The organism is Paraburkholderia sp. D15, from assembly GCF_029910215.1.
Lineage (GTDB): Bacteria > Pseudomonadota > Gammaproteobacteria > Burkholderiales > Burkholderiaceae > Paraburkholderia.
In genome coordinates, this window is sequence record NZ_CP110395.1 from 2,061,838 (window position 1) to 2,083,248 (window position 21,411).

General features: G+C 65.7%; 17 protein-coding genes and 1 pseudogene. 9 read left to right on the top strand and 9 right to left on the bottom strand.

All coding sequences use genetic code 11. From position 1 onward, the window contains the following. Positions 1–92 precede the first annotated feature (92 nt). The gene (locus LFL96_RS08875) at positions 93–803 is read left to right on the top strand and encodes an NUDIX domain-containing protein (RefSeq protein ID WP_281000254.1); all 711 of its coding nucleotides are present in this window, start codon (positions 93–95) and stop codon (positions 801–803) included. 95 nt (positions 804–898) lie between these two features. Here the strand turns inward: LFL96_RS08875 and LFL96_RS08880 are convergent, their stop codons facing one another. The 6 genes from LFL96_RS08880 to LFL96_RS08905 all read right to left on the bottom strand — a co-directional run bounded on the left by LFL96_RS08880 (position 899) and on the right by LFL96_RS08905 (position 7,596). Beyond that, the gene (locus LFL96_RS08880; protein WP_281000256.1) at positions 899–2,008 is read right to left on the bottom strand and encodes a porin; all 1,110 of its coding nucleotides are present in this window, start codon (positions 2,006–2,008) and stop codon (positions 899–901) included. 120 nt (positions 2,009–2,128) lie between these two features. Further along, a complete protein-coding gene (locus LFL96_RS08885) occupies positions 2,129–3,241 on the bottom strand; it encodes a hypothetical protein (protein ID WP_281000258.1) in 1,113 nt (370 codons plus the stop codon). After that, entirely contained in the window at positions 3,228–4,535 is a 1,308-nt protein-coding gene (locus LFL96_RS08890; protein WP_281000260.1) for an MFS transporter, read from the bottom strand. Before LFL96_RS08890 ends, LFL96_RS08885 begins: the two co-directional genes overlap by 14 nt. Positions 4,536–4,636: 101 nt before the next feature. Next, positions 4,637–5,788, bottom strand: coding sequence for a DUF5624 domain-containing protein (locus tag LFL96_RS08895; RefSeq protein WP_281000262.1), 1,152 nt, complete (start codon positions 5,786–5,788; stop codon positions 4,637–4,639). Between the two features lie 63 nt (positions 5,789–5,851). After that, positions 5,852–6,730: an amidohydrolase family protein gene (locus LFL96_RS08900; RefSeq protein ID WP_281000264.1), complete on the bottom strand. Its 879-nt coding sequence runs from the start codon at positions 6,728–6,730 to the stop codon at positions 5,852–5,854. 89 nt (positions 6,731–6,819) lie between these two features. Continuing rightward, entirely contained in the window at positions 6,820–7,596 is a 777-nt protein-coding gene (locus LFL96_RS08905; protein WP_281000266.1) for an aldolase/citrate lyase family protein, read from the bottom strand. Between the two features lie 126 nt (positions 7,597–7,722). On the opposite strand from LFL96_RS08905, the gene LFL96_RS08910 reads away from it, so the two are divergent. From LFL96_RS08910 to LFL96_RS08930, 5 genes and pseudogenes are all read left to right on the top strand, one after another. Then, positions 7,723–8,736: a LysR family transcriptional regulator gene (locus tag LFL96_RS08910; RefSeq protein ID WP_281000268.1), complete on the top strand. Its 1,014-nt coding sequence runs from the start codon at positions 7,723–7,725 to the stop codon at positions 8,734–8,736. A gap of 590 nt (positions 8,737–9,326) precedes the next feature. Further along, entirely contained in the window at positions 9,327–10,481 is a 1,155-nt protein-coding gene (locus tag LFL96_RS08915; protein WP_281000270.1) for an acyl-CoA dehydrogenase family protein, read from the top strand. 134 nt (positions 10,482–10,615) lie between these two features. Further along, positions 10,616–11,635: pseudogene (locus LFL96_RS08920) on the top strand (3-deoxy-7-phosphoheptulonate synthase); the annotation flags it as partial. 80 nt (positions 11,636–11,715) lie between these two features. After that, a complete protein-coding gene (pheA, locus tag LFL96_RS08925; protein WP_281000272.1) occupies positions 11,716–12,744 on the top strand; it encodes a prephenate dehydratase in 1,029 nt (342 codons plus the stop codon). Then, on the top strand, positions 12,720–13,292 hold the full coding sequence (locus tag LFL96_RS08930; protein WP_281000274.1) for a shikimate kinase: 573 nt from the start codon (positions 12,720–12,722) through the stop codon (positions 13,290–13,292). The genes pheA and LFL96_RS08930 overlap by 25 nt, the downstream gene beginning before the upstream one ends. Before the next feature lie 178 nt (positions 13,293–13,470). Here the strand turns inward: LFL96_RS08930 and LFL96_RS08935 are convergent, their stop codons facing one another. From LFL96_RS08935 to LFL96_RS08945, 3 genes are all read right to left on the bottom strand, one after another. After that, the gene (locus LFL96_RS08935) at positions 13,471–13,881 is read right to left on the bottom strand and encodes an acyl-CoA thioesterase (protein WP_281000276.1); all 411 of its coding nucleotides are present in this window, start codon (positions 13,879–13,881) and stop codon (positions 13,471–13,473) included. A gap of 179 nt (positions 13,882–14,060) precedes the next feature. After that, the gene (locus LFL96_RS08940; RefSeq protein WP_281000278.1) at positions 14,061–15,461 is read right to left on the bottom strand and encodes a glutamate--cysteine ligase; all 1,401 of its coding nucleotides are present in this window, start codon (positions 15,459–15,461) and stop codon (positions 14,061–14,063) included. 225 nt (positions 15,462–15,686) lie between these two features. Beyond that, a complete protein-coding gene (locus LFL96_RS08945) occupies positions 15,687–16,583 on the bottom strand; it encodes a helix-turn-helix transcriptional regulator (RefSeq protein WP_281000280.1) in 897 nt (298 codons plus the stop codon). A gap of 285 nt (positions 16,584–16,868) precedes the next feature. Here LFL96_RS08945 and LFL96_RS08950 point away from each other — a divergent pair, with 285 nt between their 5' ends. The 3 genes from LFL96_RS08950 to LFL96_RS08960 are packed head-to-tail and all read left to right on the top strand — an operon-like array spanning position 16,869 to position 21,294. Next, positions 16,869–18,368: an efflux transporter outer membrane subunit gene (locus tag LFL96_RS08950; protein ID WP_281000282.1), complete on the top strand. Its 1,500-nt coding sequence runs from the start codon at positions 16,869–16,871 to the stop codon at positions 18,366–18,368. After that, a complete protein-coding gene (locus LFL96_RS08955; protein WP_281000284.1) occupies positions 18,365–19,732 on the top strand; it encodes an efflux RND transporter periplasmic adaptor subunit in 1,368 nt (455 codons plus the stop codon). The genes LFL96_RS08950 and LFL96_RS08955 overlap by 4 nt, the downstream gene beginning before the upstream one ends. Beyond that, on the top strand, positions 19,729–21,294 hold the full coding sequence (locus tag LFL96_RS08960) for a DHA2 family efflux MFS transporter permease subunit (RefSeq protein WP_281000286.1): 1,566 nt from the start codon (positions 19,729–19,731) through the stop codon (positions 21,292–21,294). Before LFL96_RS08955 ends, LFL96_RS08960 begins: the two co-directional genes overlap by 4 nt. Positions 21,295–21,411: the final 117 nt, after the last annotated feature.

A 21,411-nucleotide genomic window follows, 5' to 3' on the forward strand; every position in this document is an offset into this window, starting at 1 on the left:
ATGCCAGTATAATTCGACTTAGTTGAGATTTGCAACTATCTATGAAAAAAATATTCGTGACGCATACTCAGTACTCAGCCCAGGAGGTTTCCATGAAACAGCGCTACACCACGCCGGACGTGAGCGTCGACGTCGTGCTGCTGACGCTGGACGAGGGCGTGCTCAAGGTCGCGTTGCACGAGCGCGAGCGCGCGCCCGCGAAGCATAGCCTGGCGTTGCCGGGCGGGTATGTTCACGTCGACGAGGACGACTCGCTGGAAGCGGCCGCGCGCCGCGTGCTGCAAGAGAAAACCGGCCTCGCGCCGCGCTATCTGGAGCAGTTGCGCACCTTCGGCGGGCCGCGGCGCGACGCGCGCGGCTGGTCGGTGGCGGTTTCGCACGTCGCGCTGATTCCGCACGCGGAGTTGAGCGAGGCGGGCGCGGGCGTGCATCCGGGGGTCTTCCAGTTCCACGACGTGGACGCGCTCCCCGCACTCGCGTTCGATCACGCGGATCAGGTTCAGGAAGCCGTGCAACGGGTGCGCAACAAGGCGAGCTATTCGACGCTGCCGTGCTGGCTGCTGCCGGAGTCGTTCACGCTCACGCAGTTGCAGGGCATCTACGAGCAGATTTTCGGCGAGACGGTGTCGCGCGGCACGTTCCGCTCGCGGCTGGGGATCAAGGTCGGCGATCTGCAGCCGGGCGATGCCGCCGACGAAGCCGACATCCTGATCGCCACGGACGAATTCCAGGGCGGCAATCAGCGGCCCGCGCGCCTGTTCCGGGTGAACCGGCTGAGTCTGTTCAAGCGGGCGTCCTGGTAGGGAGAAACAACGCGACGCCTCCATGCCGCGCGGTGTTGCGGTTCACTGCGGTGTGCTGCGCAGCGCCGGCGGCGGGCGTCGCCGGCGCTGCAAACTCAGAACAAGGTCCGCAACCCGACCCGCACCGCCGTCGACGAATTGCCGGTACCGACGAACACGCCGTTGGTAAACACCGGTGCGGCGCCGCCGCCGAGGAACACCGGCGCCGCGCCGCCCGACGCGCGCAGATAGGTCGCGCTGGTGTACACGTCGGTGGTTTTCGACAGCGCGTAGTCGAGCAGCAGCGTGCCGTTCTGCCATTTCTGCGTACCGAGCTTGCTGTACCAGTAGCCGCCCATCAGCGTGGTCGCCGGCGTGAGCTGGAACACCTCGTTGATTTCGTAGGTCGGCATCGACCCGTTGTCGTGGCCGATGCGGAAATGCGTGTCGGTGAACAGCAGCCGCGTCAGGCTGCGTCCGAAGCGATAGCTGCCGCCCACGCCGAGGCTGCTGACGCTGTTCGCGAGCACCGGTGTGGCGGGTAGACCCGGGAAGAACGTCGTGCCCGCCTGGCTCGGCCCGTTGAGGCCGAGATCGTGCGTATCGGTATACGCCGCGCCCAGGTTCAACGGCCCGTTCGCGTAGCGCAGTCCGAAGGCGATCACGCGGCCGGTTCCCGCCGACACCGATTGCGACGGAAACGCGTACAGCGCGCCCGCCTGCAGACCCGCATAATTCGGCGACGTGTACTTGAGCGCGTTGTTGATATGCAGCGTGCCGGCCAGATGATCGAAATCGCCGGGATGCCACGAATACTGTCCCGCCACCTGACCCATCGCGAACTGCGTGAGGTTGTCCCAGAAGAAGTCGTACTGCTTGCCGAGCGTGAACCGGCCATAGGTCGCGTTGTCGAGACCGAGCCACGCCTGACGGCTGAACAGCACGCCCGATTGCACCATCGTGCCGGAGTAGAGATTGAAGCCGTTCTCCAGGTCGAAGATCACCTTCGTGCCGCCGCCGATGTCTTCCACGCCGCGCAGCCCCCAGCGGTTCGACTGGATCGAGCCGTCGTTGGCGACGAAAGTCTTGTGGCCGTTCAGATTGCTGAAGTAGGTGATGCCGGCATCGATGATCCCGTACAGCGTCACGCTGCTCTGCGCGAACGCGAGCGGACTGCTCAGGCTCAATACGGCGCTCGCGCCCAGACTCAGGGCCAACTTGTTCATTGCATGTCTCCGGTTTTATTTTTCAGGCAAGGTTTTTCAGGCAAAGCGGCGCCCTCCCTGGCTGGAGGGATCGTTGTTTTGGGGTGCGGGGTGATGCCTGGGCGTCGATCGGGCGCGGCGTTAGCCGTCGAAGCGATACACCGCCGAGTCGGTGCGGAAGCGGATGTCCTCGCTCAGGCTATTGCTGATCGCCAGATAGCGCGTGCCGTCGACGACGAAGCTGCACGCATCCGTCGCCGCCGAAGTCGCGAATGCCTCGACCAGTTCGAAGCGTTCGCCGCGCCACGCGAACAGCTGCGAGCGCGGCACGACCACCGGCGCTTTCGGCGTGCCGGTGATGAAGCACACGCGCACGAGATAGCGGCCGGTTGCGGCATCGATCATGCACAGTTCGCGGCCGCCCGCGTCGCCGAGGGTTTGCGCGGCCACGAAACGCTCGCCGTCGAAGCGGTACAGCGTGGTGTGCGCGAGCAGGTTGGCGTGGACCATCCACAACGTGGCGCCGGACACGAAGAAGCGGAACGCGCGGCCGCCGGGCTCGGTGAAGGTCTGCAGCGTGTCGAAGCGCGTGCCGTTCCAGCGATAGACCGGCGAGCCGCTCACATGATCGGCGTATGCGAGGAAGTGCCCGCCGTCGTGGGACACGAACGCGAAGTTGTAGCCCCACAGGCCGTCGAGCGTCTGGAACGGGACGAAGCGTTCGCCGTCCCATTCGAAGATCGACGACTGGCGAGGATGCTTTGGCTCGATCCCCTCGACCGTGACGCCTTGCGCGAGCGCGAGAAAATGCCGTTCGTCGAACGAGAACGCGTGCCACTGTTTCGCGGCGAAGGTCGCGAATCGTTGCGCGGGCACCCATGCGTGCCCGATCCGTTCGTACACGATCGATTCGCAATCGAGCGCATACGGCCCGTGGCCGGTGCGAATGCCCGCTGCCGCGAGAAAGCGCCGCGAACCGATCTCGAAGTATTCGAGGTCTTCGCCGCCCGGCAACGAAAGGCTTTCGTGTTCGACGAAGCCGCCGTTTTGCCAGCGATAGATCGGCGCCTCGATGTCGCTGTCGCCGCCGTTCATGTACGGCGCCTCGCCGGCGACGTCGCGCGCGAGTTGCGGGATGCCGAGGAACAGACCTTCGTGGTTCTCGAACACGGCGACGGCGCGCGCGCCGCTGGTCGGCAGCGTCTGCACGAGGGTGAGCCGTCGCGCGGCGGTTTTTGCCTCAATGTTTGCCATTCCCCAACTCCGAACCCGTGATTGCAAAAGTCGTGCTTCCGACCGGCGCTTGCGCGTCGTCGCGCGGCCGCCAGCGATTCGCGAAGCCGATGCCGAGCGCACCGCCCGCCGCGAGCAAGGCGGCGATCGTGAACAGCGTGTCGAGCGGCAGATGGCGTGCGAGCAGCATGCCGCCGATCAGCGGCCCGATGATCGACCCGGTACGTCCGATCGCCATCGCCCAACCGATGCCGGCCGCGCGCACGTCGGCGGGAAAGAGCCGGCTCGCGATCGCGGGAATCGTCAACTGGCCGCCCACCAGGCACGCGCCGACCGCGAACAGCATCGCGAACGCGAGATTGCCCGCGCCGATGATCTGGCCGAGCGCGAAGGTCAGCACGCCGCCGCACAGAAACGCGATGGTCACCGGCACGAACGGGCCGCGCTTGCCGACGAGTGACGCGATCACCAGCGCACCCACGATGGCGCCGACGTTCAGCACCACCGCGCCGAGCGCGGCGCGCGCGGGCGACACGCCGTTCAGGTAGAGGAGGGTCGGCATGAAGTTCACGAGAAAGCCCGAGAGAATCATGCTGGACAGCACGCCGAACCAGAGCGCGAGCGTCGCGGCGAGACGGCCTTGCGCGAACAGGTTGCCGAAGATTTTGCGGGGCGCGCGGCTGCGGGGCGCGCGGCGACGCTGCGCCGAAGGGGTCGCGGTGTGCCCCGGAATCACCAGCAACACCGGCACCAACGCGGCCAGCGCCGATGCGCCGCCCATCACGAACACCAACGGCCAGCCGAAGCGCGTCATCAACGCGGCGGTGATCGCGCCGCCGACCACCGCGCCGAGCGGAAAGCCGATGAACATCAGGATCACCAGCGACGAGCGCCGCTGCGGTGAACTGCTCTCCGCGGTGATCGCGGCGACCGGCGGAATCGCGCCGCCCATGCCGAGGCCGCCGAGAAAGCGCAACGTCGCGAGCATCGTGGCGGAGGTGGCGAACGCGCACGCCAGCGTGAACGTGCCGGTGACGACGAGCGCGAGCAGCAGCATCGGCCGGCGTCCGAAGCGGTCGGCGAGCGGCCCGGCGATCAGCGAACCGAGCACGGTGCCGACGAAGCCAGCGCCGAACACCCGGCCGAGCGTCGCGTGATCGATCTGTAGCGACGTCGCCAGCAGGGGCGCGACGAACGACAGCATCAGCGTGTCGAAGCCGTCGATCATCGACACCGCGAAACACACGAGCGTGATGCGCCATACCTTGCCGGCAAGCGGTGGTCCCGCCGACGGCTCCGGTTCGAAAGCGTGCATGGAGTGTCTCCTTCCATCGTGGGCGTGGTTGTGATTGTGATGACCGTCGCGGGCGCCCGTCCGCGCGGTGGGTTCGGAGCGAGGATGCGCGCCGCGCTCCGTCAGGCTCGGACGGCGTCGGGGTAAGTCACGTTCGTGAAACCGGGAATCACGACGTCTTGCGGCCGGTTCCCATGTTCGTGCAGTTGATCGACCACGTAATCGGCAACGCAATTCGACAGCAGTTGCGCGGGGTCCTCCATGATGCGGCGCAGACGCGCGGCGGCGGCGTCGCGATCGTCGGGCGACGTGATCGGCGGCATGGTGTCGGCCGACTGCGGATCGAAGCGATACGGCCGTTGCCCGGGGAAAAGCCGCCGCGCGACGTCGATGCTTGCCTGCGTGTTGAGCCACAGGTCCCGGTAACGGCGTTCGAGTTCGGCGAGGCCGGCCGCGTCCGGCAGGTTCGCTACCGAGAACGACGGCGCATGCGGCGCAACCAGAATCCGTTCGGCCGGCAACACGCGTTCCGATGCGCGCCACACGAGGTAGCACATGTTGTTCGACGCCCAGGTGGCGCCCGCCGTCGGCCGTCCCGACTGGCCGCTGACCAGCACCATCAGACGCTGCCAGTCGGGTCGTTGCGCACGCAGCCAGTTGCCGATCCGGTACGCGATGTCGAGAAACGCGAGGCCGAAGGTCGCGAACATCACTTCGTTCATCGAGACCGGCAGCGTGTCGCTCGACGGCGCGGCGAAGTATTCCGCGTTCAGCCGTTCGAAGCTGAGCAGATCGGGCTCGTGAAGCGCGCGCGCCAGCCGGTCGAGCGTCACCGCGCAGGTGTAATCGACGAGGTTGGCGATCTTGCGCTCGTGACCGCCGAAGCTATCCACCGCGACATGCTCGCGCCACAACGCCAGCGAATTGGCCGCGCGGGTTTGCCGCGCGTGGCCGGCCAGACGTTCGGCGTCGGCGCGCCACGCATCGTCGTGCGGCGCGAGTTCGCGCATGCGCGCGAGATAAGCCAGCGCGAGCGGCAGATGCGAGAGCGCCGTGAGTTCGATGAACCCGCGCGTCGATTTGCGGAAACTTTCGATCGACGGCGCGCGGTCCGCGCCGGGGAACAGCACGATGTCGCTGCCGGTCGAGACCAGCAGCGGCGCATCCGCGGCCAGCGCCGCCATGGTGCGGGTGATGTGCGCGCCGATGCTGTCGGGGGCCGATGTGAACGCGCGGAACAGCGCGGCAAAGGCGGGGTCGGGTTGATAGGGCATGGGGTCTCGTCGGGTTCTTCAGGTTCTTCAGGTTCTTCCGGTTGCCTTGGGCGCGTTGAACGCTCAATAATCGAACAGGCGCGCCGGGTTATCCGCGAGGATCATCTGCCGCACGGCCGCGTCGCCGGTCCACGCGCCGAGCAGATTCAGCAGCTCGCCGGTGTCGCGTGTCGAGTCGGGAATATGCGGCCAGTCCGAGCCCCAGATCACCTTGTGCGGCGCCGCCTCGACGATCGCTCGCGCCATCGGCGCGACCGCCTCGTAACCGCGCTGCTTCGCGATCCGGTACGGCGCACTCAGTTTCAGCCAGCACTGGCCGTCCTTCATCAGACTCAGCAGACGCTCGAAATCGGCCGGCGTGAGGCCGTCTTCCTCGAGCATATAGCCCATGTGATCGATCACGAAATCGCTGCGCACGTCGGCGAGGAACGGGATCAGGTTGCGCACCACCCAGCCGGGCGCATAGAACTGCACGTGCCAGCCGAGACTCGCGCAGAGCCGCGCCATCCGCGTGATGTACTGCTGGATCTCGGCGGTCGGCAAGCCGGCGCGTGCGAACAGATCGAGACGCACGGCGCGCACGCCGCTCGCATGGAACGCGTCGAGCGTGGCGGCGTTCGTGTCTTCCTCGATCATCACGACACCGCGCGCGATCGATCCGGCGACGTGCAGCGCGTCGATCAGGCAGCGATTGTCGGTGCCGTAGAAACTCGGCTGCACGATCACGAAGCGTTGCAGTTGCAGCACGTTCATCAGTTTCAGGTAGTGCGCGAGCTTGCCGTCGGGCAGCGTGTAATGCGGGTGTGAGACTGCCGGATAGCGGTCAGCGGGGCCGAACACGTGCATGTGCGCGTCGCAGGCGAGCGCGGGCAGGGTGAACGACGGACGCGCGAGGGTGTCGTGGTCGCGCATCGGCGTGGAGATCAGCGGGGTGTCGGCCATGGTTCGTTCTTCGATGAGTCAGTGCAATACGTTAGGAGGAAGCACGCGGGGAACACGCGGGAAGCACGCGGGGAACACGCGAGCGCGCATCAGAGCTTGCGCGCCTGTTCGACGCGTTCGCGCAGCGCGGTCAGAAACACGTCGGTATCGATGCCGGCAAAGATGAACGGCGCCGCGCCGGCTTCGCGCAGACCGTTCAGCGCATCGCCCTCCGGCATGCCGCCGACGATCGCGACCTTGCCGTGCCGCCGCGCGGCCTCGATCACCTGGCGGCACGCGGCCACCACCTCGGGGTGGGTCGACTCGCCGGCGTAGCCCAGATCGGCGCAGAGGTCGTTGCAGCCGAGCGCGAGAATATCGACGCCGTCGAGCGCGGCGATCTCGTCCGCGGCCTCGACGCCCGCGCGGCTTTCGATCAGCACCTTCAGCGCGGTCGCCGCGTTCAGCGTGTCGTTCAGTTCGCGCGCCGGGAGTTTTTCGAAGCCGACATAGGGCAGCGTCGCCAGTTGCGAGCGCTGGCCGAGCGGCGGATAACGCGTCGCGATCACCGCGTCGCGCGCCTGCGCGGCGCTCTCGATCCGCGCGACGATGATGCCGAGCGCGCCGCCGTCGAGCACGCGGTTGATCGTGCCGTAATCGCGCTCGGGGACGCGTACCCACGGCATCAGCCCGAGATCGACCGCGCACGAGCAGAGTTGCGAGACGGTATCGACGGGCAGCGTGCTGTGCTCCATGTCGATCCAGATGGTGTCGTAGCCGGCGGCCTTGGCCCAGCGCACGGCGTCGGTCGTGCGCGACGCGCGCATGCCGAGCGCGATCACCTTGTGGCGTGCGCGCAGACGTTCGACCTGTTGTGCTCCGTTCATGTCTTCTCCATGCAGCGTTGTTCTGGTGCGAACGCAGTGCCGTCGCGTCCGTGGAAGACAGTATCGCCCGGCAAACAGATTTGATTTATTCTCTAAAGCAAGGTTATTGATTTGGGGAGTAAATCAGTGAACGTTCGCCATCTGGAATATTTCGTGATGCTCGCGCAGGAGTTGCACTTTCGCCGTAGCGCCGAGCGGCTGGGTATCACGCAGGCCCCGCTGAGTCTCGCGATCCAGGCGCTGGAGGCGGAGCTGGGCGCGCGGCTCTTTCACCGCACCCGGCGCAGCGTCGTGCTGACCGAGGCGGGGCACGCGCTGCTCGACGACGCGCGGGCGATCATCGCGCGCATCGAACACGCGAAGGAAAGCGTGTGGGAAACCGTCAGCGGTGAAGTGGGGCGCTTGCGGGTGGGCTTCACCAACGCGTCGTCGCTATCGCCGTTTTTTCCACGGCTGATTCACGCGTATCGCACGCAGCGTCCGAAGGTGAATATCGCGCTGCTGGAGCTGTCGTCGTCGCGGCAGATCGAGGCCATCGAACAGCGCGAACTCGATGTCGGTCTGCTGCGTCTGCCGGACAGCACGCCGCCCGCCGAGCTGGTGTTCACGCCGCTGATGGACGAGCCGCTGCTGGTGGCCATGCATGCCGGGCATCGGCTCGCGCAAGCGGCGACGCTGAAGCTGAAGGATCTGCGCAACGAGCCGTTCATTGCCTATCCGCGTCAAGCCGGCGTGGCCATCTCGCAGCAGACGCTCGCGCTGTGCGCGAAGCGCGGTTTCGAACCGCAGGTCGTGCAGGAGGCGCAGCAGGCGTCCACGCTGATCGGTTTGACGGCGACGGGGCTCGGCATTGCGCTGGTGCCCGCCACCTTGCGCAGCATCGTGGTGCCCGGCGTGGTGTTCCGCGCGCTCGACGAACCCGATACCACCAGCACGCTGTATATCGCCCACCGCTACGGCGACGCCAACGCGCGGGCCATGCAGTTCGCGGAGCTGGCGAAAAGCTGTGCGCTGGCGTCGCCGCTGGAAGGTGCCGTGCCCGCCGCGGCGACGGCTGCCGCAACGGCCGCGAAGACGGCTCAGAAGCGAGAGGCGAGCGCGCGCCGTGCCGAACCGCGCGCGGCGAAAAAGCCGCGTTGAACGCGCGGATTATCCGAAACAGCCGATCCGATTCGAGCGGCGGTTTATCGCCGGCTCGATGTCGTGGCCGTATTCGACTGGATATAGCGTGCCGCCACGTCCGAATACGCGTGTCATTGATCACAATCAAGGCGGACGGTTTAAGACGCAGGTACGCGATCAATATGACATGAGCGTGCATACGTTCCGCTTTATCCGCGCCGGTTTTAAGAATTAATCGACAAGCCCTATATCATTCGCGTAGTCAGCACCACCCCTATCAGAAATCTCAGGCGACCTATCTGATGTTCCGCAGGTAGACTAGCCAGCAATTCAGCAGACGGACTCGTGTTATTGCAGTTTGCCCTGAAACGAGGCAGACGCATCGCATGCACCGTCGCTGTGCGCGGTATATCGGAACAGGGATTTTTCGCGGTTAAACGTCCGGTTGTCCCGATATTTAAAACCAGAAATATTTTTTAATCCGGATGAACGTCATTCATCCGGCGAGTAGTTGCGCGACTAATTACGGCTTGGTATTAAAACGCATATTTCCGGGTGCGGAATGTGCCATGCCGTCCATATCAATTCGAACGACGGAGCGCCGCACGATGTTTCACGACTGGACCCCAGAACAACTGGCACTGCGCGAGCGTTTCGCCGCGCTTGGCGAACAGATTGCGGCGGCACGCGAGCAGCAGCCGGAAGGTTTCGATTACGCCGGCTGGAACCGTCTGCGCGACGAACAGATCTGGCATCTCGTGATTCCGCGCGACTACGGCGGCCACGGCGAAGACTGGTGGGGTTTCACGGCCGCGCTCGACGGCCTGTCGTCGACGATCCGCACGCCGGAGCTGCTGCTCTCGGTGATCGCGCAGGCCGGCATGGTGCGCGCGATGGTACGTCACGGCAGCCCGCTGCAGAAGGACCGCTATCTGTCGGCGATTCTGCGCGGCAAGGTCAGCGCGACCGGCATCGCGGAACCGACCACGGGCACCGACGTGCGCAGCATCGACACCACGCTGTCCGGGACGCCGGACGGCTACCGCCTGAACGGCAGCAAGTTCAACATCGCGCACGCGCCGATCATGGACTTCATTCTCGTGGTGAGCCGGCTCGAAAACCGCGAGTCGAGCAACATCGCGCTGGTGCTGCTCGATCGCGACACGCCGGGGCTCGTGATCGGCGCGCAGGACGACAAGCTCGGCAACCGCAATCTGCCCACCGGCCAGCTGCGTTTCGAGAACGTGCGGGTGGAAGCGTCGCAGATTCTCGGCCAGGCTGGGCGCGGTCTCGGCCACCTGATCGACATCATTTCGCTGGGCCGCCTGTATTACGGCCTCGTCGCGGCCAACCTGCCGCTGCCGTTCGTCGACGACGCGATGCAGTACGCGGCGAAGCGCACCAGCTTCCGCAGCACGATCGATTCCCACCAATACATCCAGAAGCGCCTCGTCGACATGAAGATCGGCATGGAGCGCAGCCGCTGGGCCGCATTCGGCGCGATGGCCCGCCTGATGAACGGGCATCCGGAAGCGTTGCTCGCGTGTTCGGTGGCGAAGCTGGTCGGCGCGAGCGATCTGATCGACAACGCCACGAGCCTCGTCAAGCTGTACGGCAGCATCGGCTATCACAACAACGGCATCACCACCTTGCTGAAGGATGCGATGGGTTTCGCGAGCGTCGGCGGCACCGAGGAGATGCATCGCAAGAATATTTTCAACCAGATGCAGCGGCTGGCCGGCGGCGCATCGGCGCAGGCTTGAAGCCTGGCCTGGACCCGAGCCTGGGCTTCGGCTCCGGTGTGGGATCTGGACCGGCTGGGTAGCCTGTGTAACTTCTGTCGAGCGCCGCGCGCTCTTGGGGTCTGTCTATGTTGACTTGGGATATCGGAAGAGGCATGAGCGCGACGGCGCCGGTAATCGGGCCCGCGGAAATGAGGCAGCAGTTGCCGTGCGATGTCGAGGGCGCGCATACCGTGATGCAGACGCGCCGCACGATCTCCGAGATTTTTCAGGGGCACAGCGCGAAGCTCGTGGTGATCGTGGGGCCGTGTTCGATTCACGATCCGGTCGCCGCGCTCGAATACGCGGCGCGTCTCGCGAAGCAGCGGGATCTGTGGCAGGACGATCTCGAGATCGTGATGCGCGTGTACTTCGAAAAACCGCGCACGACGATCGGCTGGAAAGGATTGATCAACGACCCGCATCTGGACGGCAGCCACGCGATCGACACCGGCATCCGGCTCGCGCGCCAGTTGATGCTCGACATCACGCGCGCCGGTCTGCCGGTGGCCACCGAGTTTCTCGATCTGAGCACGCCGCACTATCTGGCCGACCTGGTGAGCTGGGGCGCCATCGGCGCGCGCACCACGGAGTCGCAGATTCATCGCGAACTGGCCTCGGGCCTGCCGTGTCCGATCGGCTTCAAGAACGGTACGGACGGCAACGTCAGGATCGCGATCGACGCGATTCATGCCGCCGGCCACGCGCATCATTTTCTCGGTGTGACCGAAAGCGGGCGCTTCGCGAAGGTCGCGACAAGCGGCAACCGCGATTGCCATCTGGTGCTGCGCGGCGGCAAGCAACCCAATTACGACGCGCGCAGTGTCGCCGAGGCCTGCGCGTCGCTCGCGGCGGGCGGTCTGCCGGGACGCGTGGTGGTCGACGCGAGCCACGGCAACAGCTGCAAGCAGCACGAGAAACAGCTCTGCGTGTGCGATTCGCTGTGCGAGCAGATTGCCGGCGGCGGCGACCGGATCGCTGGCGTGATGATCGAATCGAATCTGGTGGCGGGACGGCAGGACGTGGTGGGCGGCATGCCGCTGACTTACGGCCAGAGCATTACCGATGCATGCATCGGCTGGGATGCGACCGAGGCGTATCTGCGCAAGCTGGCGGAAGCGGTGCGGCAACGCCGGCAGCGGCAGGAGCAGATGCAACCTGCGGCGACGCCGGTGACGCCGGCGACGCCGGTGGCGGAAAGTCTGCAGTCGGCGGCATGATGCGCACGACGGATCTGTCCGCGACGCGTGTGGAGCAGCGCGGGCCGCAGGCGGTTCAGCGGCCGCTACGGCCGCTGCCGCCGCGCGAAGCGCAACGCTTGCCGCAAGCTGAACTGACGCCATCGCAGGCAGCGCGGCAGGCGCCGAAGCTTGCGCCGCTCGCGCCCGCTTGCAGCGAACAGACGCGCGGCGCGGTCGCTTTTCTCGGTCCGTGCGGCACGTACACCGAAGATGCGATGCGTCTGTGTTTCGGCAACGCGCGCGAAGGGCTGCCGTGCGTGAACGTCGACGGCGTGTTCGAGGCGGTGGCGCGCGGTGGCGCGAGTCATGGTGTCGTGCCGATCGAAAACTCGACGGAAGGCATCGTCGCGCGCACGCTGGATCTGTTGTTGCAGACGCGGCTGAGCGTCAACGGCGAGGTGGTGCTGCCGGTGCGTCACGTGCTGATGTCGGCACGCGGCACGCTCGACGGCATCACGTGCGTGAGCGCGCACGAGCAGGCACTTGCGCAATGCCGTCGCTGGCTCGACACGCATCTGCCCGGCGTGCCGCGGCAGGCGGTGGCCAGCAATGCGCACGCGGCGCAACTGGCCGCCCGCACCGAAGGCTGCGCGGCGATCGGCAGTCAACGCGCCGCGCAGCACTATGGGCTGGAGACGGTCGCATCGTCGATTCAGGACGAGCATTTCAACAGCACGCGTTTTTACGCGATCGGCCGCGACGAACCATTGCCCACCGGCGACGACCGCACGCTGCTGTGCATCGAACTGGAGAACAGCAGCGGCGCGTTGCAACGCGTGCTCGCGCCGCTTGCCGACAATCAGATTCCGCTGACCCGGCTCGACGCGCGTCCGTTGCGCAGCGAGCTGTGGGCGTATCGGTTCTTCGTCGAATTGCCGCGCCATCGGCACGACGTGCAGATGGCGCACGCGCTCGCGCAGATGAAACAGCATGCCCGCATGCTGTCGATCCTCGGTTCGTTCCCCGCCGTGAACGCGGCGTGCGCGACTTCCCCGGCTTCATGATCGCCGACACGGGGCGCGTGCCGCCGCGTGTCTGTCTGATCGGCATGATGGGCACCGGCAAGAGCACGATCGGGCGCGTGCTGGCGGCCCGTCATGCCGTCGATTTCATCGATACCGACCTTGCGCTCGAAGCGCACGCCGGCCGCACGATCGCGGACCTGTTCGCGCGCGACGGCGAGGCCCGCTTCCGTCTACTTGAAACGCAAATGCTCGCGCAATGCCTGGGCGGCTCGCGCGTGGTGATCTCGACGGGCGGCGGCGTGGTGCTGTCCGCGGTGAATCGATCGCTGCTCGCTGCTCGCGCGACGACGGTCTGGTTGAAGGCCGATATCGACACGCTGTGGCAACGCGTGCATCGCGACAGCGCGCGGCCGTTGTTGAATACCGCCGATCCGCACGCGACGTTGCGCGAGCTGATGCGCCGGCGCGACGCGTTGTATCGCGAATGCGCGGACCTGTGCGTGGAGACCGACGCGCTGACGCCCGATCAGGTGGCCGACGAGATCGAGGCGCGGCTGGTTGGGTCGCCGTTGCATTCGATCGTCTAGCAGCACCGCTGTCGCGCGATTAAGCCGCGCCAGGAAAAACCGCTTCCAATCGCTTCCAATCGCTTTCAATCGCTTCCAGAAAGTCCGCGTGAAAATCCCGCTTCAAGAAACCAGAACGCCCCACCCGCATGCAGCGAGTGGGGCGTTCTGGTTTTACCGCTTCAGAATGCTCGAGCGCTTACAGCTCGCCCTGGAAACTCAACACCTTTTCCTTGAACTCTTCCGGCACCGGCGCCGTCTTGTTCGTCGTGTAATCGAACATCACGTGCGTGGACAGACCGCGCGCGATGATCTGCTTGTCTTCGCGTTCCATCACGTGTTCGAGTTCGAAGCTCTTGCTGCCGAACTTCACGACGCTCGAACGCACCGTCAGCTTGTCGCCGAACATCGCGGGCGCCAGGTATTCGCACTGCGTCTTCACCATGATGTGCGGCAGCTTCTCCGAACGCGGCATGTCGAGCAGGTCGAACATGTAGCTGAGGTACGAGTGCTGCAGATAGTCGTAATAGACCGGGCTGCTCACGTGGCCCATCGAATCGGTGTCGCGGTATTTAACGTCGATCGGAGTTTCGTAGTGTCGCTTTGACATGGTTGCCCTCAACATGAGAAAAGATTGTTTTATCGGCGCGATCGTGACGTCTCGCCGTTGTGGCCTGAAGCGGGTGATACGTGCGTTGATACGTTTGTTGATACGTGCGTCGATACCTGCGTTGATACCTGCGTCGATACCTGCGTTGATGCGCGCGGCGATATCTTCTCCGCGTACTGCTAAACCTCGCAATATGCCGCCGTGCGGTCGTCTTCCAGCAACTCGCCGACCATGCGCGTGACGTCGCCGTCCCACGCGTCGCGATAACGGCCGAGCCAGTACTCCGACTGATTCGGCGCGCCCGCCGCGATCTCGCGCAACGGCGCCAGATACTGCGTTTCGTCGGCGCCGTGCACGTCGCGGCGAGCCCGCGCGCGCAGACCTTTCATCGCGATCGCGACCACGTCGCCGGCCAGCTCGCGCAGCGTGCGGCCCTGCAGACGCGCGTCGAGACCGAGACGCGGCACGTCGCGGCGCAGCGCCAGCAGTTCCGCGCGGCCGATGCCGCCGGTCAGCGTCACCGCATCGGCGAGCGCGCCCGCGTCGTACAGCAGGCCGACCCAGAGCGCCGACTGCGCGACCATCATCGCGGGCGAGCCGGCATCGGCGCCGCGCATTTCGAGGAAGCGCTTCAGGCGCACCTCGGTGAACGCAGTCGTCATGTGATCGGCGAAATCGGCGAGTGTCGGCGTGGTGTCGTCGAGGCCGGGGATGCGCCCCGCGATGAAGTCGCGGAACGTGTGCCCGGCGACGTCGATATAGCGGCCGTCGCGACGCACGAAATACATGGGGACGTCGTCGAGCAGCCACTGCACGTAAGGTTCGAAGCCGAAGCTGCGCGACATGAACAGCGCGGGAATGCCGCAGCGATCGGGATCGGTATCGTTCCACACGTCCGCACGCGTCGACATCAGGCCCGAAGGATGGCCCTCGCGGAACGGCGAGTTGGCGAACAGCGCGGTGGCGAGCGGCTGCAGCGCGAGCGATACGCGCAGCTTGGCCGCCATGTCCTGTTCCGATGCGTAGTCGAGATTGACCTGCACGGTGCAGGTGCGCAGCATCATGTCGAGTCCGCGCGTGCCGACCAGCGGCATGTAGCGGCGCATGATCGCGTAGCGGCGCTTCGGCATCCACGGCATGTCGTCGCGCCGCATGGTCGGATGAAAACCGAGCGGCGCGGCGTCGAAACCGAGTTCCTGGCCGATCGCCCTGACCGTATCCAGATGCGCGTGCAGTTCGGCCTGCGTGTCGTGCAGCGAGGCGAGCGGCGCACCGGACAATTCGAGTTGCCCAGCGGGTTCGAGCGAAATCGCCGCGCCGTTCTCGTAACGCACGCCGATCAGATGACCGTCGTCGAGAATCGGCGAACCGTGCTGGTCGAGCAGACGTTGCAGTACCGCGTTGATTCCCGTGCCGCCGTGATACGCAAGCGGCTTGCGCGTGGTGCGGTCGAACAGGAATTTTTCGTGCTCGGTGCCGATGCGGAACTCGTCGGGATGCTTGCATCCCACGGCGATGTAATCGGCCAGCTGCTGCACGGAAACGACAGGCGTCTCGTCTGAATCCACCGCGTTAGACATGGGGTGACCTCTGCACAAATGGGGGCGAAAACCGTCAGGTAGTGATCCTGATCAGTGTGTCGGACGCTTCGAACGAAGCGCGCACGTTATGACGCAACGGACTAACTATATCTAGCAGTCTGCTAAGCGACTACTGATAGCGCTGACAGGTTTTTCGCCGCACCGCGTAGGTGGATTGCCAGTGCATTGCCAGTCCAATGCGAGTGCAGAGTCAAAAACATCCCACTACAACGAGGGTTTGCGCTTCGCAAAGTAATGCGCGGGGGAGTCGCCGAAACAGCGGCGGAACATCGCGATGAAATTGCTCGGCGTCGCGTAGCCCAATGCATCGGCGACATTGGCGACGCTGTCGCCTTGCGCGAGACGTTCGAGCGCGCGCGTGAGGCACGCCTGCTGACGCCACTGCGCGAAGCTGCTGCCGGTCTCGGCGATGAACAGCCGGCTCAGCGTGCGCGCCGACAAGCCCGCCCACGCGGCCCATTCGTCGAGCGTGCGCGCATCGTCGGGACGGCCGAGGATCGCGTTGGCAATGCGCACGAGCCGGCGGTCGGTGGGCATCGGCAGATGCAGCGGCTCGTGCGGCGCGCGGCGCATTTCGTCGAGCAGCACGCAGCTCATGCGCTCCTGTTCGTCGTCGAGACGGCATTGCGTGGCCCACGACACCGCGCGCCGCACCAGCGCGCGCATCAATTCGCTGATGCTCATCACGCACGGCCGCGCGGGGAGATTGACGCTCGCGGCCGGCGTGATCACGACGCTCCAGCCGCTCATCGCGCCGCTGATGCTGACCTTGTGCGCTTCGCCCGGCGGAATCCAGCCGGCGCGATGCGGCGGCAATAGCCATGAACCGTGCTGCGTGCGGACATGCGCGAGTCCGCTCTCGACGCAGAACACCTGGCCGCGCAGATGACTATGCCAATCGATTTCGCGCGTGCCGAGCTGGTAGTTGCTATCCACTTCATGTTCGCCCCACACCGCGATCAGTGGCGGACCGTCCGCGCGTTCGCTCGGGTCCTGCGCATCGACCGGGGATGCATTGCTCTGGCGAGCGGTGTCGTGTTTGGCCTGCGGTGAAAGTTGGGTGCTGCTTCGATCCGTATTTTTATGCGCGCTTTTTTGCATGGTTTTTGGGCCGCTTTTTTTGCATGAACGAAGGCGAAGTTTCGATTGATGTCTTTTGAATAACGATCCCATGCCGATGACTGGAAATCATTAGTTTTTGTCTAAACAACGTTATCAGCTTTTGCATTGAAGGTCCAACAATGCGTGTCAAGGCAAGTTGCCCGACCAATGGAGTATTCAATGCAAGGATGTGCTGATAGGCGCCGCGTTGCACGCACGGGTTCGGAGGCGTCGGCCACGCGCCGGCCTGACTCTCGATGGCTTGCGGCGTGCGCGACATCGAGCGTGAGATCGAGCGCGAAACTGACCGCGAGATGGAGCGCCAAAGCGGCCGCGCTCGCGATGCTGATCGCATCGGCCGGCTGCGTGACGAGCAGCGGACTCGCGCCGGTGGGCAAGCTGAGCGAGCCGTCGCAATTGTCCGCGTCGCGAAGTCTCGCGGGCATCGATGCGCATCGCGCATGGCCCGCCACTGACTGGTGGGTTAGCCTCGGCGACGCGCAATTGACGTCGCTGATCGACACCGCGCTCGCGGGCAATCCCGATCTCGCGATGGCCGACGCCCGCGCCCGCGACGCGCAATCTCAGGTGGCCGAAGCGTATGCCGCGCGCTTTCCAACCGTGACGGCCAACGCGAACTTCACCGCGCAGCGCCAGTCCGCCACCGTGTATAGCGAAGAGGAAGGTGGCGGCTTCTTCTATCACACGCGCGGCATCAATCTCGGCTTCAACTGGGATCTCGATCTATGGGGCGGCAAACGCGCCGCGTGGGAAGCCGCGCTCGGCGAAGCGCGCGCCGCGCAGATCGATGCGCAGGCCGCGCGCATTCAGTTGTCGGTGAACGTGGCGCGCGCGTATGCGAATCTGAACTACGCGTATGCGCAGCAGGAAGTCGCGCAGGCGGAAGCCGATCGCGCGAACGAGGCCCACACGCTGACCTCGCAACGCGTGCGCAAGGGCATCGACAACCAGGCGCAGCTCAAGCAATCCGACAGCGAAGTCGCGAGCGCCGTGCAGCAGCAGGCGCTCGCGGAGCAGGAGATCGCCAGCGCGCGCATCGCCCTCGCGGTTCTGCTCGGACAAGGCCCCGACGCGGGACTGTCGATCCGGCGTCCGGCCGCGTTGCCGGTGCCCGCGCTCGCGGTGCCGGCCGATCTGCCGGCCGACCTGCTGGGCCGCCGCGCCGACCTGGTCGCGGCGCGCTGGCGGGTCGAAGCGGCGAGCCGCAACATCGCCAGCGCGAAGACCGACTTTCTGCCGAACATCAGCATCAGCGCGATGGCGGGACTCGCCACGCGCGGCGGTGCGTCGCTGTTCCAGGCGGCCTCGCGCACCTACCAGGTGTCGCCCGCGATCAGCCTGCCGCTGTTCGACGGCGGCGCGCTGCGCGGCAATCTGCAGCACCGCGACGCGCAATACGACATCGCGGTCGCGCAATACAACAAGACGCTGATCGGCGCGCTCAACCAGGTCGCCGACAACCTGCACAGCCTGCAATCGATGCACGCGCAGATCGACGCGCAACAACACGCGCTCGACGCCGCGCAGGCCGCGTGGTCGCTTGCCGACCAGCGCTATCGCGCCGGCGTCGGCAGCTATCTGGAAGCGCTGGTGGTGCGTCAGCAACTGTTGCTCGCCAACAAGCGGATGGCGCAATTGCGCGCGCAACACGTCGATCTGTCGCTGCAACTGGTCGAGGCGCTCGGCGGCGGTTTCACCGCGCAGCCCAACGACTCCGCGTTCGCAGCGGTCTCTACTTCTCACGACATTCAAGCCACGCCATGAGCAGCGAAAAAGTTCTCGAACCCGTAGGTCAGGCCAGCGCGCCTGTGAATCAAACCACGCTGCGTCCGGGCGCCGCGCCCGACACCGCGAAGCAGGCGCCGCCGGGACCGTCCGGCCCGGCGCCGGGCGGCGCCGGTGGTGCGGGCGGCGCACCGACGCCGCCGAAATCCGGACGCCGCAAGCTGTTGCTGCGTCTGTTGATCGCGGTCTTCGCGATCGGCATTCTCGGCTGGCTGGTGTGGCACTTCCTGATCGGCCAGTGGTACGAGGCGACGGATAACGCGTATGTGCAGGGCAACGTCGTCGAGATCACGCCGCAGGTGCAGGGCACGGTGGTATCGATCGGCGCCGACGACGGCGACCTGGTCCGCGCGGGCGATGCGCTCGTGAAGCTCGATCCGAGCGACACCCAGGTCGAACTGGCGGGTGCGCAGGCCGCGCTGGCGAGTGCGGTGCGCAAGGTGCGCGGCCTGTACAGCAACGAGCGCGGTCTGCACGACAGCCTGAGCGGCTCGCAGGCCGAGGTCGATGCACGCCGCGCCGCGCTCGACAAGGCGCAGGCCGACTACGACCGTCGCCGCGAACTCGGCCGCACGGGGGCGATCTCGGCGGAAGAACTCGCGCATGCCCGCGACACGCTGGTGTCGGCGCAAAGCGCGTTCGTCGGCGCGCAAAGTGCGCTCGCGAATCTGCAGCAGCAGTATCAGACCAGCAAGGCGCTGGTCGACGATACCGGCGTCGCCTCGCATCCGGATGTGCAGACGGCCGCCGCGCGGCTGCGCGCCGCTTACCTGGAGAACGCGCGCGCCACGCTGGTGACGCCGGTCACGGGTTACGTCGCGAAGCGCACCGTGCAGTTGAGCCAGCGCGTGCAACCCGGTACGCCGCTGATGGCGGTGGTGCCGCTGCGGCAGGTGTGGGTCGACGCGAATTTCACGGAAAAGCAGGTCTCGGAGATGCGCATCGGCCAGCCCGTCGAGTTGCGCTCCGACCTGTACGGCGGCAGCGTGCGCTATAGCGGCAGGGTGCAGGCGCTGGGCGTGGGCACCGGCAGCGCGTTCTCGCTGCTGCCCGCGCAGAACGCGACCGGCAACTGGATCAAGATCGTGCAGCGTCTGCCGGTGCGTATCGAGTTCACCGATCCGCAGCAACTGGAAAAGCATCCGCTGCGAATCGGCCTGTCGATGCATGCCAGCGTCGATCTGCATAACCGCGACGGCGCGATGCTCGCGCATCAGCCGCCGGCCGAGCCGCTCTTCAGCAGCGATCTGTATCGCCAGCAATTGCAGCTCGCGAACGCGCTGGTCGACAAGGTGATCCACGACAACCTGCCGGCCGGCGGCACGCTCGCGAGCGTCAAATGAGCGCGCCCGCGGCTGTGGCCGGCAGCGATTTCCGGCCCCGCAGCGTACCGCTCACCACCTTCGGCCTCGCGCTCGCGGTGTTCATGCAGGTGCTGGACGGCACCATCGCCAACGTGTCGCTGCCGACCATCGCCGGCAATCTGGGCGTGAGCACGAACCAGAGCGCGTGGGTGATCACTACCTTCTCGGTGAGCAACGCGATCGCGTTGCCGCTGACGGGTTTTCTGGTGCGGCGCTTCGGCCAGGTCAAGCTGTTCGTGTGGGCGACCTTGCTGTTCACCTTCGCATCGCTGCTGTGCGGGCTCGCGCAGAGCCTGCCGCAACTGGTCGCGTTCCGCGCGTTCCAGGGGCTGGTGGCCGGGCCGATGATTCCGACCACCCAGGCGCTGATGCTGTCGATCTATCCGCCGGCGCGGCGCGGTTTCGCGCTGTCCATGATCGCGATGGTGACGGTGGTCGCGCCGATCGCGGGACCGCTGCTGGGCGGCTGGATCACCGAGAACTACTCGTGGGAATGGTCGTTCCTGATCAACGTGCCGATCGGCATCTTCGCATGTTCGATGGTGTATGCGCAGATGCAGGGGCGCCCTGAAACCACCGCGAAGGCGAAGGTCGATTACATCGGGCTGGCGGCGCTGATACTCGGCGTGGGCGCGTTGCAGATCGTGCTGGACAAGGGCAACGACGAAGACTGGTTCAACTCGACCTTCATCGTCTGGATGTCCGTGGTGGCCGCGTTCGGGATTCTGCTGTTCCTGATCTGGGAGCTGACCGAGCCGAATCCGATCGTCAACCTGCGGCTTTTCAAGCACCGCAATTTCGCCGCGGGCACGCTGACGCTGGTGCTGGCCTATTCGGCGTTCTTCGCGGTCAACGTGATCGTGCCGCAATGGCTGCAACGCACGCTTGGCTACACGGCCTTCTGGGCCGGCGTGGCGGCCGCGCCGATGGGGATCATTCCGGTGCTGCTGACGCCGTTCATGGGCAAGTACGCGCCGCGCTTCAACATGCGGATTCTGGTGTGCATGGCGTTCGGCATTCTCGGCTGCGCGTCGTTTCTGCGCTCGCAGTTCTTCCTCGACGTGGACTTCGAGCACATCGCATTGATCCAGTTGCTGCAAGGGCTCGGGCTGGCGCTTTTCATCATGCCGATCAACAGCATCCTGCTGTCGGATCTGAAGCCCGACGAGATCGCCGCCGGCTCCGGTCTGTCCACCTTCCTGCGCACGCTCGGCGCGAGCTTCGCGGTGTCGATCACGTCGTTCCTGTGGGAGCGCCGCGCGGTGCAGCACCACGCGCAGATCACCGAGAGCATCAGCGTGTTCGATCCGGCGGTGCGTCAGCAACTGCGCGTGCTGGGGCAGGGCAATCCGCAGACCGGCTACCAGTTGCTCGACCGGATGATCGATGCGCAGGCCTATCAGATCTCGTTCAACGACGTCGCGTTCGCGCTGGGCTGGGTGTACATCGCGGTGATCGTGCTGGTGTGGCTCGCGAAGCCGCCGTTTGGACCGAAGCAGGGCGGCGGAGGTGGTGCCGCGCCCGCGGGTGCGAAGCGCTAGAGGTCAGGTGTCATGTGTCGAGCGCGATGCGTGCGATGAAGAGCGTCTGGCGCCTGGCGTGAACTTAGGCGTTCACCCCTAAACGTCCGCCACGCGCCGCACGTCAAGCGCTACGCG

What these genes read in the sequence shown, in the direction of transcription:
- LFL96_RS08875 (WP_281000254.1), top strand. Translation starts at nt 93, where the DNA reads ATGAAACAGCGCTACACCACGCCGGACGTGAGCGTCGACGTCGTGCTG.
- LFL96_RS08880 (WP_281000256.1), bottom strand. Translation starts at nt 2,008, where the DNA reads ATGAACAAGTTGGCCCTGAGTCTGGGCGCGAGCGCCGTATTGAGCCTG.
- LFL96_RS08885 (WP_281000258.1), bottom strand. Translation starts at nt 3,241, where the DNA reads ATGGCAAACATTGAGGCAAAAACCGCCGCGCGACGGCTCACCCTCGTG.
- LFL96_RS08890 (WP_281000260.1), bottom strand. Translation starts at nt 4,535, where the DNA reads ATGCACGCTTTCGAACCGGAGCCGTCGGCGGGACCACCGCTTGCCGGC.
- LFL96_RS08895 (WP_281000262.1), bottom strand. Translation starts at nt 5,788, where the DNA reads ATGCCCTATCAACCCGACCCCGCCTTTGCCGCGCTGTTCCGCGCGTTC.
- LFL96_RS08900 (WP_281000264.1), bottom strand. Translation starts at nt 6,730, where the DNA reads ATGGCCGACACCCCGCTGATCTCCACGCCGATGCGCGACCACGACACC.
- LFL96_RS08905 (WP_281000266.1), bottom strand. Translation starts at nt 7,596, where the DNA reads ATGAACGGAGCACAACAGGTCGAACGTCTGCGCGCACGCCACAAGGTG.
- LFL96_RS08915 (WP_281000270.1), top strand. Translation starts at nt 9,327, where the DNA reads ATGTTTCACGACTGGACCCCAGAACAACTGGCACTGCGCGAGCGTTTC.
- pheA (WP_281000272.1), top strand. Translation starts at nt 11,716, where the DNA reads ATGATGCGCACGACGGATCTGTCCGCGACGCGTGTGGAGCAGCGCGGG.
- LFL96_RS08935 (WP_281000276.1), bottom strand. Translation starts at nt 13,881, where the DNA reads ATGTCAAAGCGACACTACGAAACTCCGATCGACGTTAAATACCGCGAC.
- LFL96_RS08940 (WP_281000278.1), bottom strand. Translation starts at nt 15,461, where the DNA reads ATGTCTAACGCGGTGGATTCAGACGAGACGCCTGTCGTTTCCGTGCAG.
- LFL96_RS08945 (WP_281000280.1), bottom strand. Translation starts at nt 16,583, where the DNA reads ATGCAAAAAAGCGCGCATAAAAATACGGATCGAAGCAGCACCCAACTT.
- LFL96_RS08955 (WP_281000284.1), top strand. Translation starts at nt 18,365, where the DNA reads ATGAGCAGCGAAAAAGTTCTCGAACCCGTAGGTCAGGCCAGCGCGCCT.
- LFL96_RS08960 (WP_281000286.1), top strand. Translation starts at nt 19,729, where the DNA reads ATGAGCGCGCCCGCGGCTGTGGCCGGCAGCGATTTCCGGCCCCGCAGC.